Below are 18,697 nucleotides of genomic sequence, written 5' to 3'. Positions count from 1 at the left end.
TCGGTGATCCCTCGACGGGGAAACGACTGTGGTCATCGGATACATAATCATGACGTGTGCCACATCCTGCTGTCAAGCAGCACAACCAGCAGGCCGAGTGTTCCGTTCGGTCGTGAGCGGCGATCGATTCGCATGCGGACGGCTCGCCGGCTGTGCGCCGAGGAGCGCAAAGCCCTGGACGTGATCGAGACGAACCCGCTGGAGCCGACTCCGGGGACGACGGAGTGCAATCGATCCTGTCGACCTCAGGGAATTTCGCTGCGGATGACTTCGGCACAGCACATTATTCCCCATCGAGTCACATCGAAAATCCCGCCCAAGCGGTAGAACAATCACCGATGCCAGTACCGAGTCGACGTCAACAACGCACCGGCTACCGCTGGCGCGAACCCCGAAGGTCCGTGAACCACGACAACCCCGCGCGCCTTTAGCTGAAGACGATGGTGCTCCCGCCGTTGAGCAGAACGCGTTGCTGACAATGCCAGCGCACCGCCCTGGAGAGTGCCAGCGATTCGGCATCGCGCCCGACGGTCGACAACGCGCGCGGATCGTACGTGTGATCGATTCGGATAACCTCCTGCTCGATGATGGGCCCTTCGTCCAGATCCGCGGTGACATAGTGCGCGGTTGCGCCCACGAGCTTCACACCGCGGTCGAAGGCCTGGTGGTAGGGCTTGGCCCCCTTGAACCCAGGCAGGAACGAGTGGTGGATGTTGATGGCACGGCCCTTCAGCTTTCGGCACGTCTCATCGGAAAGCACCTGCATGTAGCGGCCGAGCACCACGAGGTCGACCTGGTACTGGTCAACCAGTTCGAGCAGCCGAGCCTCCGCTGCCTCCTTGGTGGCCGGTGTCACCGGTACGTGAAAGAAAGGCAATCCCGCTGCTTCGGCCATCGCTCGCAGATCGTCGTGATTGGAGACCACGGCGACAAGATCGGCGCCCAGCGTGCCCGCGCGCCAGCGAAAGATGAGGTCGTTGAGGCAATGGCCGAGCTTGGAAGCCATGACGAGCACCCGCCTGGGCCTGTCGTCGGTCACGGAGAAGCTCATGCCGAACTCCGCGGCGGTTTCCTCGAACGCGGCGGACAAGAACTGGACATCCGTCTCCTTCGTGGATCGAAAGCACGTTCGCAGGAACAGTTGCCCGCGCACGACATCGTCGAATTGCTGGTGCTCGACGATGTCGCAATCCTGCTGGAACAGGAACGATGTCACCGCGTGCACGATTCCTGGATGCTGCGGGCAGTTCACCGTCAACGTGTAGGTATCCATCACATAAATCTCCACTTCGTCATCGAGTTGTGCGGCAGCGATCGTGTTCGTTACCGCAGCGGTAATCAGATGTGCGCGCTCCAGTCGGCCGTGTCGGCCGTGTCGGCCGTGTCGGCCGTGTCGGCCGTGTCGGCCGTGTCGGCCGTGTCGGCCGTGTCGGCCGTGTCGGCCGTGTCGGCCGTGTCGGCCGTGTCGGCCGTGTCGGCCGTGTCGGCCGCAGACCGGACGGTGTGCCGGAGCAGCAGCGCGGTGGTCACCGGCCCGACGCCGCCGGGCACCGGTGTCACACCGGCCGCGCGGTCGTGGATCGAGGCGGCGTCGACGTCTCCGACCAGACCATCCTGCTCGGAAGGATTGGTGCCCACGTCGATGACGATCGTGTCAGGGGCGACGTGCTCAGCGGTGACGAGACCGGCACGGCCCACCGCCGCGACGAGTACGTCGGCCTGCCTGGTGTGCTCGGCGAGCTCCTTCGTGTGCCGGTGGCAGACGGTGATCGTCGCATCGCGTTGGAGCAGCAATTGCGCGACGGGTTTGCCGACCACGTTCGAGCGCCCGACGACAACGGCGCGGCGACCGGCCAGCGGCACCTCGTAGTGGTCGAGGAGTGCCAGCACGGCTTCCGCGGTCGCCGGCGAGAAGGCCGTCCGGTTGGTGACGAGTCTGCCGTGGCTGAGGGGATTGGCTCCGTCGACGTCCTTGCGGAAGTCGATGCTGGAGGCCAGGTCGTCGAAGTCGGCACCAGTCGGTAGGGGTGTCTGCAGGATGACACCGTGCACTGTGTAATCCTCGTTGAGTTCGCGCAACGCGGATGCGATCCGCTCCGCGGAGGCGTCCGCACCGCAGTCGACGACCGAGCAGATGATCCCGCACTTCTCAGCCGCCTTGGCGATGGAGCGAACGTACCAAGCGCTGGATTCGTCCGACGTCGCCACGACGACGGCAAGCCTGGGTGGTGTTCCGAGGGCCGCGAGTCGTGCAGCCGAGTCGCTCGTCTCAGCGCGGATGTCGGCGGCCAGCTGCTTGCCGCTCAGGATGGTCGTCATGAGGTCACCTGCTCCCGTACCGCCGCACTGACCTTCTCAGTGCGTCGACCGACGTCGTCGACCGTGCCGATCACGTTCATCAGGGTTTCGCGGGTCTGCGGATTCCTGATTCCACCGAGATTGATCTCGACGTTCACACGTGCGGTAGTGGCAGCCGCCCGAGCTGCTTCAGCCGCCGCCGCGACGTCGGTGATCACGTTGGGATTCCCGATCGGCAACAGGTCCTCGGCGAGCGCGAGCACGCGCCCGGCCACGTCGATGACCCGCGCCGGTACCTCGGCAGCCGCCACCATCGCGTCGCCGATCGCAGCCGATCGTTGCACTGCTTCGCTCTCGGTGCTCTTCGGCATCCGGTAGGCGTCGGTCACCGCCGTGAATGCCCTCATATCATCCTCGGCGAGGGTGAGGGCGTGCTGCCGTAGTTGGTCCGCACCGGTGCGAACCGAGTCGATGACCTCGGCGTGCTGGGCGCAAGCAGCTGAGTCACTGTAGCGGGCGACCATGGCCACCAGAGCAGCGGCCTGCCCCGCATGCAGTCCGGCGCTGGCGCCCCCGCCAGGGGCGGGCACCCTTTCGGCCAGTGCCGTCAAGAAGGTTTCGATCGTGTCATTGCGCACGACTGCGGGTCCTCTCGCTGTTTCACGATGTTTCGGTCGGCTCGTGTTGGCGCGGTAGATGGCGAATTGTCGCCGCGCGGGCTGTGACCTGAGCGCGGCCGCGGTGGATCGTTCGGCACCGGGCGCCGACGTGAACCGCCTCAGCACTCGATGACGTTGACGGCCAGGCCGCCGCGTGCCGTCTCCTTGTACTTGTCCTTCATGTCCTTGCCGGTGGCGCGCATGGTCTTGATGACCTTGTCCAGCGACACGTGGTGGCTGCCGTCGCCGCGCAGCGCCATCCGCGCCGAGGTGATCGCCTTGACCGAGGCCACCGCATTGCGCTCGATGCACGGGATCTGCACCAGACCGCCGATCGGATCGCAGGTCAACCCGAGGTTGTGCTCCATGGCGATCTCGGCGGCGTTCTCCACCTGCCACGGGGTGCCCCCGAGCACCTCGGCCAGCCCGGCGGCGGCCATGGAACAGGCCGAACCGACCTCGCCCTGACACCCCACCTCGGCACCGGAGATCGAGGCGTTCTCCTTGAACAGCACGCCGACGGCACCCGCCGCGAGCAGGAACCGCACCACACCGTCCTCGCTCGCTCCCGGCACGAACCACCAGTAGTAGTGCAGCACCGCCGGGATGATGCCCGCCGCACCGTTGGTCGGGGCCGTCACGACCCGCCCCCCGGCGGCGTTCTCCTCGTTGACCGCCAGCGCGAACAACGTGACCCACTCCATCGAGTCGTCGTCCGCGGAGAGCTTGGCCTGCAGCTCGGCCGCTCGACGCCCCACCTTCAGCCCCCCGGGCAGGTCCCCGGTGTTGGCACACCCGTTGTCCACGCACTCGCGCATGACCTGCCAGATGTGCAGCAGACCGGCACGCACGGCAGCGGCGTCACGCCAGGACCGCTCGTTGGCCCACATGACATCGCTGATCCTGACATCCGGCCCCGGCCCGGACACCTGCTCCAACAACTGCGCCGAGGTGTGGAACGGATACTCGACCGCCGTCTCGTCGGGCTTGACGCGATCGGCACCGGAGGCCTCGTCATCGACGACGAAACCACCCCCGACCGAGTAGTACGCGGCCACCAGCAGCTCGCCACCATCACCGTCCAACGCGCTGAACCGCATCCCGTTCGAGTGCACCGGCAGCGACTCGCGCCGATGCATCACCAGGTCACGATCGACCGAAAAGCCGATCTCGTGCGTTCCACCCAGCCCGATCCGACCGGACTCCCGGATCCGGTCGACACGCCCGCTGACCGCGCCCGGAACGACCGTCTCCGGCTGATGCCCCTCCAGCCCCAGCAGCACCGCCTTCGGGCTGCCGTGACCGTGCCCGGTCGCACCCAGCGAACCGAACAGCTCCGCCCGCACCGACGCGACGGCGGGCAACACCCCCTCAACACGCAACCTGCCGACGAACATGCCGGCCGCCCGCATCGGACCCACGGTATGCGAACTCGACGGACCAATGCCCACCGAAAAAAGATCGAAGACGCTGATCGTCATGGCTCGCCACCCCCGGAGCGGTACTCCTCAGCGGCGTCGACGAGCCAGTCGGCGAGGTAGCGGGCGAACGAGGACCGCACCAAAAGCCAGAAGGACGGCGCCTCGGCGTCGCGGCGCACCAGGATGACGCCCGCCCGCGCCAGCATCGTCTGCGCGCAGCGGTTGGATTCGAAAGCCCTGGGGTGCAGGTCCAGTGCGCATCCCTTGTTCAGCAGGTCGCGTGCCCTTGGGCCGGTCACCGAGAGGACCGTGCGGTTGGCCGAGACGTCGACCACCGCGCCGTGCTCTCCGTCGAGAGCGGCGGTCACGCGCTCCTGAACATCCCGGTCCCGGCCCTCGGGGCCCACGACCAGCCACTCGTCCGGACCCAGCCACAGCACGGTGAGGTCACCGGCGAGCACGACCTCGCCCGACTGGTTCGGCAGCATCCCGCCGAGAGCGGTACCGACGCGTTCCGCGGCCGGGCTCTTCGGGTCGACCCGCACGGTGACCTGGGCCAGGAACGGTTCCTCGGCGATGCGGAGCTGCCCCCGGACCGACGACCGTTCCAGCACGTCGGTGTAGGTCGCCAGCGGCGACTCGGCGTACGGCTCAGCCATCACGGCGCGCTCCTTCCTTGTCGTAGAAGACGGGTTCGGTGACGGTGACCGGAACCGGCCGGTCACCGACGGGGCTGTAGAGGGTCTCCCCGACCCGGTCGCGTCCGCCCTTGACCACGGCCAGGGCGAAACCACTACCGAGGACGGCGCTGCGGTAGCTGGAGGTGACGTGGCCCAGCATCGGGACCGGGGGTTCGCCCAGCTCGGGCTGCTCGACGATCTGCGCTCCCTCCGGCAGCACGAGATTCGTGTCCTCGGGCAGCAGACCGACGAGGTGCTTGCGGTCGGTGCGTGCGGTGTCGGGGCGGCTGAACGAGCGCTTGCCGAGGAAGTCGTCCTTCTTCTTCGACACCGCCCAGCTCATGCCGAGGTCGTGCGGGGTGATGGTGCCGTCGGTGTCCTGGCCGACGATCGGGAAGCCCTTCTCGGCGCGCAGGACGTGCATCGTCTCGGTGCCGTACGGGGTGATCCCGTAGGGCCTGCCGCCGGCCATGAGCACTTCCCACACCTCGCGGCCGTACCACCAGGGCACGTTGATCTCGAAGGCCAACTCGCCGGAGAAGCTGATCCGACACACACGGGCGTGCACTCCCGCGACGTTGCCCTCCTGCCAGGTCATGAATCCGAAGCCGTCGTTGTCGACGTCGAGCTCGGGGGCCACGTCGGCCAGCACCTGCCGGGATTCCGGCCCCACCAGGGCGATGGTGGCCCAGTGCTCGGTGACCGAGGTCAGGTGCACACGCAGGTGGGTCCACTCGGTCTGCAGCCAGTCCTCCAGGTGTGCCAGCACGTTGGCGGCGCCTCCGGAGGTCGTGGAGATCAGGTAGCGGTGTTCGGCGGTGCGCGTGACGGTGCCGTCGTCGAAGACCATGCCGTCGGCGGTGCACATCAGGCCGTAGCGGATGCGCCCGACCTTGAGCGTGCTCATCTTGTTGGTGTAGACGAGGTCGAGGAACTCGGCCGCGTCCGGACCCTGCACGTCGATCTTGCCGAGCGTGGACACGTCCTGCATCCCGACTCCGGACCGCACGGCGTAGCATTCGCGCAGCACGGCGGTTTCCATGTCCTCGCCCGAGTGCGGGTAGTACCACGGCCGCTTCCACTGGCCCACGTTCTCGAAGAGAGCACCCTGCTCGACGTGCCAGTCGTGCATGGCCGTGACCCGGACCGGGTCGTAGAGGTCACCGCGTTCGCGTCCGGCCAGCGCGGCGAACGTGACCGGGGTGTACGGGGCGCGAAACGTCGTCGTGCCGAGTTCACCGACGCCCACGCCGAGCACCTCGGCGATGACGCCCGTCGACAGCGTGCCCGAGGTCTTGCCCTGGTCGTGCGCGGTGCCGATGGTGGTGTAGCGCTTGACGTGCTCCACGTTGTCCATGCCCGCGGCGACCGCGCGCCGCACGTCGGCGACCGTGGCGTCCCGGGCGAGGTCGACGAACTGCGTCGTCCCGTCCGAGTCCCCGCTGCCGGGCACGACCCACAGGTGCCGTGCCGCCAGGATCGGCGCGTGCTTGCTGTCGGGCACGCGGGCGAGCTCGGCGTCGAAACCCGCCGCGCGGGCCGCGTCCCTGCCCGCCTCGGCGCCGCTGGTCAGGCACTTGCCCGTGGCCAACACCCCCGTAACCGCGCCGGCCGAACGGGCCGCCTGGTCGGTGCCGTCCGGGACGAACGCACCGATGTCCTCGGCGAAGCGCACCGATCCCCGTGCCTGGCTGTGCAGGTGGACCGCCGGGTTCCAACCACCGGAGACGAGCAGCAGGTCGCAGGTGACGACCTGGCGGACGCTCGTGGGGTGGTTCCCCTCCGGGCCCAGGCTGGACAGGTGCGCGCTGGTGATCCGGTCGGTGCCGGAGGTGCTGACCACGCCGGTGCTCGCGTGAATCCTGATGCCGCGCTCGACGCACAGCGACGCCCAGTAGGTCGACACGACCTCCCGCGCGTCGACGACGGCAACGATCTCCACCCCGGCGTCGTGCAGGTCGATCGCCGCCGCGTAGGCGCTGTCGTTCGTGGTGAACACGACCGCGCGGCGGCCCGGCAACACGGCGTAGCGGTTCACGTACGTCCGCGCGGAACCGGCGAGCATGATGCCGGGTCGATCGTTGCCCGAGAACACCAGCGGGCGCTCGTGGGCCCCGGTGGCCAGCACGACCTCGCGAGCCCGCATCCGCCAGATGCGCTGGCGACTGCTCGCGTCGTCACCGCGGTGTTCGAGCGCGACGAGGTAGTTGTCCTCGTAGTAGCCGAACACGGTGGTGCGCGGCAGCAACCGCACCTCGGGGTGCTCGGCGAGCTCGGCCGTCGTGCGCCGCACCCAGTCCGTGGCCGCACGTCCGTCGAGGGTCTGCCCGCTGCCCAGCAGGCTGCCACCGAACTCGGTGTCGGCATCGGCGACGATCACGCGCGCACCGCTGCGGGCAGCGCTCAGCGCGGCGGCCAGTCCGGCGGGACCGGCTCCGACGACGAGCACGTCGCAGTGGGTGTGCATCGTGTCGTAGCGGGCCGGGTCCTCCTCGGTGGCCAGTCGTCCCTTTCCGGGCAGTCCGCTCGCCTGCAGACCGTCGCGAACTTCGACCGTGGTCGCGGGCAGCATCGGTTCGGGGAAGGGAGCCTCCACCTGCACCAGCGCGTTGGGCTCCTCCGCCCCGGCGGCCATGATGCCGCGGGGACGCCCGTACTTGTTGCTCGTTGCCACCCGGTGCACGCCGTTGGCCAGCAAGGCCGAGGCCAGCGTGTCACCGGCGTAGCCCTGCAGCTGCTGCCCCTCGAAGTCGAACCGCACCGGTCGGTCGCGGTCGATCCGACCGCCGTCGGCCAGCCTGAACTCGTTGCTCATGTCGTCACCGTCCTCGCCTGCTGCGTGCCCTCGGAGGGCAGAACGCGGTTGCTGTCGGTGTCACGTCGCACGGTGAACCACCGGCGGCACCCGGCCACGTGCGACCAGCGCTCCGTGAAGACGCCTTTCGGGTTGTCCCGGAAGAACAGGAAGGTCGCCCAGTCCTCGTCGGACACCGCCTGCGGATCGGCCGGACAACGCACGTCGGCCTGGCCGCCGTAGTGGAACTCGATCTCGTTGCGCGGCCCGCACCACGGGCACGGGATCAACATCATGTCGCGACTCCTTCAAGAGATGTGCAGAAACGACCTCGACGAACGGAACCGGCCTCAGTGGGCGACGCCGGCGGCGCCGTGCTCGTCGACCAGAGCGCCGGTGGTGAACCGCTCCAGCGAGAACGGGGCGTTGAGCGGGTGCGGCTCGTCGTGGGCGACGGTGTGCGCGAAGCACCAGCCCACCCCCGGGGTGGCCTTGAATCCGCCGGTGCCCCAGCCGCAGTTGACGTAGAGGTTCTCGAACGGCGTCATCCCCATGATCGCCGAGGCGTCCGGGGTCACGTCGACGACACCGCCCCACGTCCGCAGCACGTGGGCGCGGGCGAACATCGGGAACAGCTCGACGGCCGCGGCCATCTCGCGCTCGATGGTGTGGAACGCCCCGCGCTGGCTGTAGGAGTTGTAGGAATCGATGCCCGCCCCGAGGACGAGCTCTCCCTTGTGGGCCTGGCTGACGTAGACGTGCACCGAGTTCGACATCACCACGGTCGGGTGCACCGGCTCCAGCAACTCCGAGACCAGCGCCTGCAGCGGGTGGCTCTGGATCGGCAACCGCAGACCCAGCGTGTCGGTCAGCACCGAGGTGCGGCCCGCGGCAGCCATGGCGACCTTGCCCGCGCGGATGGGTCCCCGCGTGGTCTCCACCCCCACCACCCGGTCACCGACACGCTCGAATCCCGTGACCTCGCAGCCCTGAACGAGATCAACACCCATGCGATCGAGAGCCCGGGCGAAACCCCAGGCGACGTGGTCGTGCTTGGCGATGCCCGCCCGCGGCTGCCACGTCGCCCCCAGCACCGGATATCGCAGGTCCTCCGAGGTGTTCAGGATCGGACAGATCTCGGCGACCTGCTGCGGATCCAGCCACTCCGCGTCGACCCCGTTGAGCCTGTTGGCCTCGACCCGCCGAACGCTGTCGCGCTTTTCCTGCAGGGAATGGGCGAGGTTGAGCACCCCGCGCTGGCTGAACAGCAGCGGGTAGTCCAGCTCCTCCTCCAGCCCCTCCCACAGCTTCAGCGCGTGCTCGTAGAGCCCCGCGCTCTCGTCCCACAGGTAGTTCGACCGGATGATCGCCGTGTTGCGGGCCATGTTCCCGCCGGCCAGCCATCCCTTCTCGAGCACGGCCATGTTCGTGATGCCGTGGTTGACCGCCAGGTAGTACGCGGTGGCCAGACCATGTCCCCCGCCTCCCACGATCACCACGTCGTAGGAGGACTTGGGGTCCGGTGAGTGCCACAACCAGGTCGGGTGTTCGGGCAGGTCTGCGCCCGGGGTGCGCGGAGCCATCAGGACCTCCGTTCGTCGATGGGAAGACAGGACAAGCCACCGGGGTGAAGCCCGGTTCAGAGGTGTGGGTAGAGGGGGTGTTTGGTGGCGAGTGCTTCGACTCGGGCGCGGAGTCGGGTGCTGGTGGCTTCGTCGATGGTGGGTTGCAGGGCTTCGGCGATGATGTCGGCGACCTCGGAGAATTCCTCCTTGCCGAAGCCGCGGGTGGCCAGGGCGGGGGTGCCGATGCGCAGTCCGGAGGTCACCATGGGTGGACGCGGGTCGTTGGGGACGGCGTTGCGGTTGACCGTGATGCCGATGGCGTGCAGCCGGTCCTCGGCCTGCTGGCCGTCCAGCTCGGAGTGGCGCAGGTCCACCAGCACCAGGTGCACGTCGGTGCCGCCGGAGACGATCTGCACCCCGGCCTGGGCCGCGTCGGCGGACTGCAGCCGCTCGGCCAGGATCTGGGCGCCCTCGAGCGTGCGGCGTTGACGGTCGGCGAACTCCGCGGTGGCCGCGATCTTGAACGCCGTGGCCTTGCCCGCGATGACGTGCTCCAACGGCCCGCCCTGCTGGCCGGGGAAGACCGCCGAGTTGAACTTCTTGGTCAACTCCTGGTCACCGGACAGGATCACGCCGCCACGCGGGCCGCCGAGGGTCTTGTGCGTGGTGGTGGTGACCACGTGGGCGTGCGGGATCGGGTTCGGGTGCAACCCGGCGGCGACCAGCCCGGCGAAGTGGGCCATGTCGACCATCAGGTAGGCACCGACCTCGTCGGCGATGGCCCGGTACCGGGCGAAGTCGAGCTGGCGCGGGTACGCCGACCACCCGGCGATGATCATCTGTGGCTTGTTCTCGCGGGCCAGCCGGGCGACCTCGTCCATGTCGATGCGGTGGTCGTCCTCGCTGACGTGGTACGGCACCACGTTGTAGAGCTTGCCGGAGAAGTTCAGCCGCATCCCGTGGGTGAGGTGCCCGCCGTGGGCCAGGTCCAGTCCCAGGATGGTGTCGCCGGGTTTGAGCAGCGCGAACATGGCCGCCGAGTTCGCCTGCGCGCCCGAGTGCGGCTGCACGTTGGCGTAGGTGGCCCCGAACAGGTCCTTGATGCGGTCCAGCGCCAGCCGCTCGACGACGTCGACGTGCTCGCAACCGCCGTAGTAGCGCTTGCCCGGATAGCCCTCGGCGTACTTGTTGGTCAGCACCGTGCCCTGGGCTTCCATCACCGATTGCGGTGCGAAGTTCTCCGAGGCGATCATCTCCAGCGTGGACTGCTGGCGGTGCAGCTCGGCCCCGACGGCCTCGGCCACCTCCGGATCAACGGTGGCCAGCCGGTCATTGAACAGATCGATTGACGACATGATGGTGTGCCTCCGGTTGTGTGTCGTTCGGCTGGAAAACGCCCGTCGACCAACTTGGACCACCGGACGACCGGCGTCCGGATATGGACCGAACCGAAACGACCGACACGATCCGACGATTGATCCACCAGCTGCTTGCGTGGGCGGGACTGTCCACGCTGTACTGCCCGCGGTCATGTGACGATGAGGGACGGACGGGTGAGCTGGCGGCGTGCTCGTCCGAATGCCCGGGGGGTGTTGAACGCCAGCACCCCGACCGGCTGCCCCTGCCGTTCGTAGTGGGCGAGGAATCGCCTATCCTCGACGGCCCCGTCGACGATCCGCACGTCGTCGTCGGGATGGACGGTTCCGGCGAACTGGATGCGCACGCCGTACTGGTCGGACCAGAAGTACGGGACGTCGGTGTGGTGCTCGACGACGCTCCCGGCGAGCAGATTGCCAACCGCGACGCGGGGCTGGCCGTTCGCCGTGGCCCAGTGCTCGATCCGGATCGTGCGGTCCAGATCCGGCCTGTAGCAGCGCGCGACGTCGCCGACGGCGACGATGTTGGGCAGGTCGGTCACCCCGCCCGCGTCGCACAGCACGCCGTCGTTCAGCCCCAGTCCGGTGTTGGCCAACCATGCCGTGTTCGGCTGCACGCCGACCCCGGTGACGACGACGTCGGCGGGCAGGACCTCACCGGAGCTCAGCCGGACGCCGGTGACGTGTCCGAAAGCACCGTGCAGCTCCTCCACGCCGACCCCGAACCGGACGTCGACCCGGTGATCACGATGCAGGTCGGCGCACGCCTGGGCCATCGTGGAGCCCAGCGCGCGCTCCAGAGGCAGCGGTGCGGCTTCGACCAGGGTGACGTCGAGCCCGAGATCGAGGCAGGAGGAGGTGATCTCGGCACCGATGAAGCCGGCGCCGATGACGACCACCCGGGGACGTCCGGACGACAGCTCGTCGTGCAGTGCCACGGCATCGTCGAGCGTGCGCAGCGTGTGCACACCAGCGAGCTCGTCGACGCCGGGAAGTGACCGCGCGGTGGCGCCGGTGGCGACGACGATCCCGTCGGTACCGATGTGCTCACCGCTGAGCAGCTCGACTCCGGCGCTGGACGGGCGCAGCTGCACGGCCGGGTCCCCGAGCACCCACTCGGCCTCGAGCTCATCGTAGTCGGACTGCTCGCCCAGGGCCAGATCGGCGCGGCTGGTCTTACCGGTCAGGAAACCCTTCGACAGCGGGGGCCGGTCGTAGGGCAGGTGCACCTCGGCGCCCACCATCACCAGTCGACCGTCGAACCCCTGCGCGCGAAGCTGCTGGGCCGCCGAGAACCCGGCCAGCGAGGTTCCGACGACGGTGACGGTCCTCATGCGACTTCCTCCTGCTCCCGGCCGGCTTCCTGCGGGACCTGGCCGTGGGGCTCGACGTGCACGTAGACGACGTCGTTGTCGACCGTGACCGGGTGCGTGCGCACCGGCCGCTTCGCGGGAAGGCAGGTCGGGGCGCCCGTGCGCAGGTCGAAGAACGCCGCGTGCAGTGGGCACTCCACGAAGCACCCCTCGAGGAAGCCGTCGGACAACGAGGCGTCCTGGTGGGTGCACGTGTCGTCGACCGCGTAGAACTCGCCGTCGGCGTTGAACACGGCGACGGCGACGTCGGCGGTGAACCGGATCGACTCACCGGGGGGCAGCTCCTCGACACGGCAGACGGCAAACATCGACCCCTCCTGTTGCGTATTAGAAAACTCGATTCGGTATGCGCAACAGACTGCCCGGCGTGCCGGCGATCGTCAAGAGAGCGACGAACTTCGTCGACAGCGAACGCGTCGTCCTCGCCAGGGCCTTTGTTGCGCAATACGGCATGTGACCACAGTCACAAAATTGGCCGATTCGGATGACGAGAGACTCCTTGACGGCATGAACACGACACCGCATCATGTCTCGCATACCGCAACAGTTTGTGCATGACGCAACTGTTTTGGTTACGGGATTCGACGAGGTCGGCCCGAACACATCTCACGTCCCTGCTTGCGAGAGGAGAGTGGCCTGTTGGCACAAGAGGTCCGCGGGGTGATCGCGCACAAAGAAGGGGCACCCGTGGAGGTGCTGGACATCGTCGTTCCCGATCCCGGGCCGGGGGAGGCGGTCGTGGCCGTGCAGGCCTGCGGCGTCTGCCACACGGACCTTCAGTACCGGGAGGGCGGCATCGACGACGGGTTCCCGTTCCTGCTCGGCCACGAGGCCGCAGGCGTCGTCGAGGCGGTCGGCGACGGTGTCGAGGAGGTAGCCGTCGGTGACTTCGTGGTGCTGAATTGGCGTGCCGTGTGCGGGCGGTGCCGGGCGTGTCGGCGCGGTCGTCACGAGTACTGCTTCGACACGCACAACGCGACCCAACCGATGACCCTGATCGACGGCACCCCGCTGTCGCCCGCGCTCGGGATCGGGGCCTTCGCGGACAAGACGCTGGTCGCCGCGGGCCAGTGCACGAAAGTCGATCCCGAGTGCTCGCCGGAAGTCGCCGGCCTGCTCGGCTGCGGCATCATGGCCGGGATCGGATCGGCCGTGAACACCGCGCCGGTCCAGCGCGGGGACACCGTGGCCGTGATCGGGTGCGGCGGGGTCGGCAGTGCGGCCGTCGCCGGTGCCGACCTGGCGGCGGCACGGCGCGTGATCGCGATCGACATCGACCCGAAAAAGCTCAGCTGGGCCGAGAAGTTCGGCGCCACGGACCTCGTCAACGTCCGCCACGTCGATCCCGTCGAGGCGGTCAGGGAGCTGACCGACGGGTTCGGCGCCGACGTGGTCATCGACGCCGTCGGCCGTCCCGAGACGTTCAAGCAGGCGTTCTACGCCCGCGACCTCGCCGGAACGGCGGTGCTGGTGGGGGTGCCCACGCCGGAGATGAAGCTGGAACTGCCGCTGCTCGACGTGTTCGCGCGCGGAGGGGCGGTCAAGTCCTCCTGGTACGGCGACTGCCTGCCGTCCCGGGACTTCCCGACGCTGGTAGACCTGCACCAGCGGGGACGCATCGACCTCGACGCGTTCATCACCGAGCGGATCGCGCTGGACGAGGTGGAGCACGCCTTCGACCGGATGCACCGCGGCGAGGTGCTGCGTTCGGTGGTGGTGCTGGGATGAGCGCCCGCGTGGAGCTGGTGACCACGTCCGGACGGTTCGTCCTGGACGGCGGCACCTTCGACGTCGACAACAACGTGTGGATCATCGGTGACGACCGCGAGGTCCTCGTCGTGGATCCCGCGCACGAGCCCGACCTGATCCTCGAGACGATCGGATCGCGATCAGTCACCGCGGTCGTGTGCACCCACGGGCACAACGACCACATCAACGGTGCCGTGCCGCTGGCCGACAAGGTCGGGGCCCCGGTCCTGCTGCACGCGGAGGACCGCGAGCTCTGGCAGCAGGTCTACCCCGACAGAGAGCCGGACGGGTCGCTGTCCGAGGACGAGATCCTCACGGTGGCCGGCACCGACCTGCACGTGCTGCACACACCCGGGCACACCTGGGGCGGGGTCAGCCTGCACGACGCCGAGAACGGCCGGCTGTTCTCGGGCGACACCCTGTTCGCGGGCGGACCCGGAGCGACGGGGCGGTCCTACTCGGACTTCTCGGTGATCACCGATTCGATCGCGCGGCGCCTGCTGACGCTGCCGTCCGAAACCGTCGTCCACACCGGACACGGTCCGACCACGACGGTCGGGGCCGAGGCCCCGCACCTCGACGAGTGGATCGCCCGCGGCTACTGACGCCGCTGACGTGACGCACCAGCAACTCCGCACCGGTTCGTCGGGGAGTGGGCAACACTCACAAGAGTTGCCCACCCCCCGATCCGGTACACCTCTCGCACCACGTTCCCCCATTGACGCGACGACACCGGTAGGTGCGGCGAGCGCCGCGACCGCTCGGTGTCGCCGCTCCTCACGATCGCCTTTCCCTCAAGCTCATCGCGCACCTGCCCCCGGGGGTGCGGCCAGGCCTGCCAGGGCGGGCCAGTGATCGCAATCCCCACAACACATGGAAAGGACGAAAGCTGGTGACACCTTCCGCCCAATCCCGCGTGGTCATCATCGGCGCCGGGATCGTCGGATGCTCGCTGGCCGACGAGCTCACCGAGCGCGGCTGGACGAACGTGACCGTCCTCGAGCAGGGACCGCTGTTCGCCACCGGCGGCTCCACCTCGCACGCCCCCGGCCTGGTGTTCGCCACCAGCGGGTCCAAGACCCTCACCAAGTTCGCGCAGTACACCGTGAGCAAGTTCAGCGAACTGCGGCACGAGGGCGACCCGTGCTTCGACGCGCTCGGCGGGCTCGAGCTGGCGACCACCACCGCACGCTGGCACGACCTGCAGCGCAAGCACGGGCTGGCCACCTCGTGGGGCGTGCGCTCCCGGTTGATCACGCCGCAGGAGTGCGTCGAAATGTGGCCGACCGTGGACGTCGACCAGGTCATCGGCGGTCTGCACACCCCGGACGACGGGTTGGCCAAGGCCGTCCCGGCCGGCGCGGAACAGGCCCGCCGGGCCCTCGCGCGAGGAGCGGTGTTCCTGGCCCACCACACCGTGGTCGACGTCGAGCAGCGCGGCGGCCGGGTGAGCAGTGTGGTCACCGACAAGGGAGCCGTGCCCGCCGACATGGTCGTGTCCACCGCCGGTCTGTGGGGACCGAAGATCGGCGCGATGGCCGGCGTGGACATACCGCTGCTGCCGATGGCGCACCAGTACGCCAAGACCAGCCCCCTGCCCGAGCTCTCCGAGCTCGGTGCGGACCCGACCTCGGCGCGGCGCCCGATCCTGCGCCACCAGGACGCCGACCTGTACTTCCGCGAGCACGGCGACCGGCTCGGCATCGGCTCCTACGCCCACAGGCCGATGCCGATCGACCTCGGTGACGTGCCCGCCTTCGACGACGCCGCCGTGATGCCCTCCGTGCTCGAGTTCACCGAGGAGGACTTCGAGGGCTCGTGGAAGGAGGCGCGCAAGCTGCTGCCCGCCCTGCACGACACGCAGGTCGAGGAGGGCTTCAACGGGGCCATGTCGTTCACCACCGACGGCATGCCGCTGATGGGTGAGTCGCGCGAGGTGGCCGGTTTCTGGATGGCCGAGGCCGTGTGGGTGACGCACTCGGCCGGGGTCGCACGAGCCCTGGCCGAGTGGATGACCGACGGCCGCTCGACGGTCGACGTGCACGACTGCGACGTGCACCGGTTCGAACAGGTCCAGCTCGACCCCGGCTACGTCGCCGAACGCGCGACGCGGGCCTTCGTCGAGGTCTACGACGTCCTGCACCCCCTGCAGCCGGCCGACACACCCCGTGACCTGCGTACGAGCCCGTTCCACGCGCGTCAGCGGGAACTCGGGGCTTTCTTCCTGGAAGGTGCCGGCTGGGAGCGCCCGCACTGGTACGAGGCCAACGCCGCGCTCGCCGACGAGCTCTCGCTTCCCCCGCGGAGTGAGTGGGCTTCGCGGTACTGGTCCCCGATCGCGGCGGCCGAAGCACTCGCCACCCGCAACAGCGTCGCCCTGTTCGACATGACGCCGCTCAAGCGCCTGGAGGTCTCCGGGCCCGGCGCCCTGGACTTCCTGCAGCGGATGACGACCAACCAGATGCGCCGCAAGCCGGGTGCGGTCAGCTACACCCTGCTGCTCGACGAGGCGGGTGGGGTGCGCAGCGACCTCACCGTCGCTCGCCTCGGCGACGAGGAGTTCCAGGTCGGAGTCAACTCCACCCTGGACCTGGACTGGCTGCTGCGACACGCTCCCCGCGACCGCTCGGTGTCCATTCGCGACATCACGGCGGGGACCTGCTGCATCGGCGTGTGGGGGCCGAACGCGCGCGCTCTGGTACAGCCGCTGAGCAGTGACGACCTGTCCCACGAACGGTTCGGCTTCTTCAAGGCCCGCCGCGTCACGATCGCCGGTGTACCGGTCACCGCGCTTCGCGTGTCCTACGTGGGCGAGCTCGGCTGGGAGCTCTACGCCGACGCGGACGTGGGTCTGCGGTTGTGGGACGCCCTGTGGGAAGCGGGCCAGAACTTCGGCGTCGTTGCCGCCGGGCGCAGCGCCTTCAACAGCATGCGGATCGAGAAGGGCTACCGCGCGTGGGGCACGGACATGACCACCGAGCACAACCCGTTCGACGCGGGCGTGGGCTTCGCGGTCCGGATGAACAAGGGCGACTTCGTCGGGCGCAAGGCCCTGACCGACCTCGCTGACCGCGAACCCGAGCACAAACTCGTCCCACTGCTGCTCGACGACCCCGGACACGTCGTCATGGGCAAGGAGCCCGTCCACACCGACGCCGGGACCGGATACGTCACCAGCGCCACCTACGGATACACGCTGGAGCGCTCGATCGCCTACGCGTGGCTGCCCACCCCCACCACCCGACCCGGCGACCGCGTGCACGTCGAGTACTTCGGCGACCGACTCCCCGCCACCGTCGCCGAAGAGCCCCTGTTCGACCCCGACATGACCCGCATCCGCCGCTGACCCCGGTGAGGAGACGAGTCAACCCACGACGGCGTCATCGTCGCGGGCCAGGTGGCATGGGGGCCACCGCCAACCACCTGGCCACGCGCGGCAAACACGCCCGAGGGCACCGACCGCACGTCTCCGAATCCGAGGTCAACGGGAGCCGCGCCCGTTCGAACGCCAAAATGGCGGATCTTCCGGCGCAGTATCCGATCGGCCTCTTCGCCCCCGTCGGCTCATCCCGCAAGCCGCGTGAATCAACCAAGTGAGGTTCGACCATGACGACCACCGAATCATCGCAAAGCTTGATGCCCACTCTGGCGGGTCACTACTACACCGACCCGGCGATCTTCGCGCTCGAGCAGTCCCGCATCTTCGAGACCCAGTGGTTCTGCGCGGTGCGCAGCGCCGACATCGCCGAACCCGGCACGTACCGGACGGTGCAGATCGGTCGGGAGAGCGTGCTCGTCTCGCGGGGCCGCCGAGGCGAGATCAACGCCTTCCTCAACGTGTGCCGTCACCGCGGCGCGCGCCTGTGCACCGAACAGCAGGGGCAGGTCAAGCGCTCCTTCCAGTGTCCCTACCACGCCTGGACCTACGGTCTGGACGGCAAGCTCATCGCCGCCCCCAACCTCACCGACATGCCCGACGTGGACCGCGGCGAGCTCGGCCTGCACCACCTGGCCGTGCGTGAATGGCTGGGTTACGCGTGGGTGTGCCTGGCCGACGACCCTCCGTCGTTCGAGGACACCGTCGTCGCCGACGTCGCCGAACGGCTCGGTGGCGCCGAGGAGATCGGCGCCTACGACGTCGCCTCGCTGAGCCTGGGAACGCGCATCACCTACGACGTGAAGGCGAACTGGAAGCAGATCATCGAGAACTTCATGGAGTGCTATCACTGCGCGACCATCCACCCCGAGCTCACCGAGGTCCTGCCGGAGTTCGCCGACGGGTTCGCCGCGCAGTACTACGTCGGCCACGGGGCCGAGTTCGGCGACGACGTGCAGGGCTTCACCGTCGACGGCAGCGAGGGGGCGGAACGGTTGCCCGGGGTCGGTGAGCACCAGAACCGCCGCTACTACGCGATGACCGTCAAACCCCAGGTCTTCATCAACCTCGTCCCCGACCACGTGGTCTTCCACCGGATGTTCCCGCTCGCCCCGGACCGCACGCTCATCGAGTGCGACTGGCTCTACCACCCCGACGTCGTGGCCTCGGGCACGGATCTGTCCCGGTCGGTGGAGCTGTTCGACCGAGTCAACCGGCAGGACTTCGACGCCTGCGAGCGGTGCCAGCTGGCGATGGACTCGCGCTCCTACGCCGCCGGCGGCGTGCTCGTGCCCAGCGAGCACCACATCGGCGCCTTCCACGAGTGGGTACGCACCCGGATCGGCGAGGAAACGCGGTCCCACGACCGGGCATCCTAGTTGCCGATGGCGCAGTAGGGCCGACGA

14 protein-coding genes and 1 pseudogene are annotated in these 18,697 nt (G+C 68.6%); 4 read left to right on the top strand and 11 right to left on the bottom strand.

What is annotated here, in order from left to right; translation table 11 throughout:
- Window positions 1-427: 427 nt before the first annotated feature.
- The 11 genes and pseudogenes from purU to FHX42_RS06570 all read right to left on the bottom strand — a co-directional run bounded on the left by purU (window position 428) and on the right by FHX42_RS06570 (window position 12,474).
- Complete coding sequence (gene purU / locus FHX42_RS06620) at window positions 428-1,273, bottom strand: formyltetrahydrofolate deformylase (protein WP_220479570.1); 846 nt, start codon at window positions 1,271-1,273, stop codon at window positions 428-430.
- A gap of 212 nt (window positions 1,274-1,485) precedes the next feature.
- Window positions 1,486-2,319 (bottom strand): annotated as a pseudogene (locus FHX42_RS06615) (bifunctional 5,10-methylenetetrahydrofolate dehydrogenase/5,10-methenyltetrahydrofolate cyclohydrolase); the annotation flags it as partial.
- Entirely contained in the window at window positions 2,316-2,936 is a 621-nt protein-coding gene (locus FHX42_RS06610) for a cyclodeaminase/cyclohydrolase family protein (RefSeq protein WP_182543201.1), read from the bottom strand. The gene FHX42_RS06610 and the pseudogene FHX42_RS06615, both read right to left, overlap by 4 nt.
- Before the next feature lie 140 nt (window positions 2,937-3,076).
- Window positions 3,077-4,438, bottom strand: a complete 1,362-nt coding sequence (locus FHX42_RS06605) for an L-serine ammonia-lyase (RefSeq protein ID WP_182543200.1) — start codon at window positions 4,436-4,438, stop codon at window positions 3,077-3,079.
- Entirely contained in the window at window positions 4,435-5,037 is a 603-nt protein-coding gene (locus FHX42_RS06600) for a sarcosine oxidase subunit gamma (RefSeq protein WP_182543199.1), read from the bottom strand. The genes FHX42_RS06605 and FHX42_RS06600 overlap by 4 nt, the downstream gene beginning before the upstream one ends.
- Window positions 5,030-7,873, bottom strand: a complete 2,844-nt coding sequence (locus FHX42_RS06595) for a sarcosine oxidase subunit alpha family protein (RefSeq protein WP_182543198.1) — start codon at window positions 7,871-7,873, stop codon at window positions 5,030-5,032. The genes FHX42_RS06600 and FHX42_RS06595 overlap by 8 nt, the downstream gene beginning before the upstream one ends.
- Window positions 7,870-8,148 carry a sarcosine oxidase subunit delta gene (locus FHX42_RS06590; protein WP_182543197.1) on the bottom strand — a complete coding sequence of 93 codons (279 nt, stop codon included), beginning with the start codon at window positions 8,146-8,148 and terminating at the stop codon, window positions 7,870-7,872. The genes FHX42_RS06595 and FHX42_RS06590 overlap by 4 nt, the downstream gene beginning before the upstream one ends.
- A 54-nt stretch (window positions 8,149-8,202) precedes the next feature.
- Entirely contained in the window at window positions 8,203-9,435 is a 1,233-nt protein-coding gene (locus tag FHX42_RS06585; RefSeq protein ID WP_182543196.1) for a sarcosine oxidase subunit beta family protein, read from the bottom strand.
- 56 nt (window positions 9,436-9,491) lie between these two features.
- Complete coding sequence (gene glyA / locus FHX42_RS06580; RefSeq protein WP_182543195.1) at window positions 9,492-10,772, bottom strand: serine hydroxymethyltransferase; 1,281 nt, start codon at window positions 10,770-10,772, stop codon at window positions 9,492-9,494.
- A gap of 173 nt (window positions 10,773-10,945) precedes the next feature.
- Window positions 10,946-12,127 carry an NAD(P)/FAD-dependent oxidoreductase gene (locus FHX42_RS06575; RefSeq protein WP_182543194.1) on the bottom strand — a complete coding sequence of 394 codons (1,182 nt, stop codon included), beginning with the start codon at window positions 12,125-12,127 and terminating at the stop codon, window positions 10,946-10,948.
- On the bottom strand, window positions 12,124-12,474 hold the full coding sequence (locus FHX42_RS06570) for a bifunctional 3-phenylpropionate/cinnamic acid dioxygenase ferredoxin subunit (RefSeq protein WP_182543193.1): 351 nt from the start codon (window positions 12,472-12,474) through the stop codon (window positions 12,124-12,126). Before FHX42_RS06570 ends, FHX42_RS06575 begins: the two co-directional genes overlap by 4 nt.
- A gap of 331 nt (window positions 12,475-12,805) precedes the next feature.
- Here FHX42_RS06570 and FHX42_RS06565 point away from each other — a divergent pair, with 331 nt between their 5' ends.
- The 4 genes from FHX42_RS06565 to FHX42_RS06550 all read left to right on the top strand — a co-directional run bounded on the left by FHX42_RS06565 (window position 12,806) and on the right by FHX42_RS06550 (window position 18,670).
- On the top strand, window positions 12,806-13,894 hold the full coding sequence (locus tag FHX42_RS06565; RefSeq protein WP_182543192.1) for an S-(hydroxymethyl)mycothiol dehydrogenase: 1,089 nt from the start codon (window positions 12,806-12,808) through the stop codon (window positions 13,892-13,894).
- Window positions 13,891-14,520, top strand: a complete 630-nt coding sequence (locus tag FHX42_RS06560) for an MBL fold metallo-hydrolase (protein ID WP_182543191.1) — start codon at window positions 13,891-13,893, stop codon at window positions 14,518-14,520. Before FHX42_RS06565 ends, FHX42_RS06560 begins: the two co-directional genes overlap by 4 nt.
- Window positions 14,521-14,807: 287 nt before the next feature.
- Complete coding sequence (locus FHX42_RS06555; RefSeq protein WP_328795931.1) at window positions 14,808-17,261, top strand: GcvT family protein; 2,454 nt, start codon at window positions 14,808-14,810, stop codon at window positions 17,259-17,261.
- 260 nt (window positions 17,262-17,521) lie between these two features.
- Entirely contained in the window at window positions 17,522-18,670 is a 1,149-nt protein-coding gene (locus FHX42_RS06550) for an aromatic ring-hydroxylating oxygenase subunit alpha (RefSeq protein ID WP_182543190.1), read from the top strand.
- Window positions 18,671-18,697 lie beyond the last annotated feature (27 nt).

Source organism: Halosaccharopolyspora lacisalsi, from assembly GCF_014137975.1.
Taxonomy (GTDB): Bacteria; Actinomycetota; Actinomycetes; order Mycobacteriales; family Pseudonocardiaceae; genus Halosaccharopolyspora; species Halosaccharopolyspora lacisalsi.
Note: the sequence above shows the minus strand (reverse complement) of the source record. Positions and strands in the feature narration are given on the sequence as shown.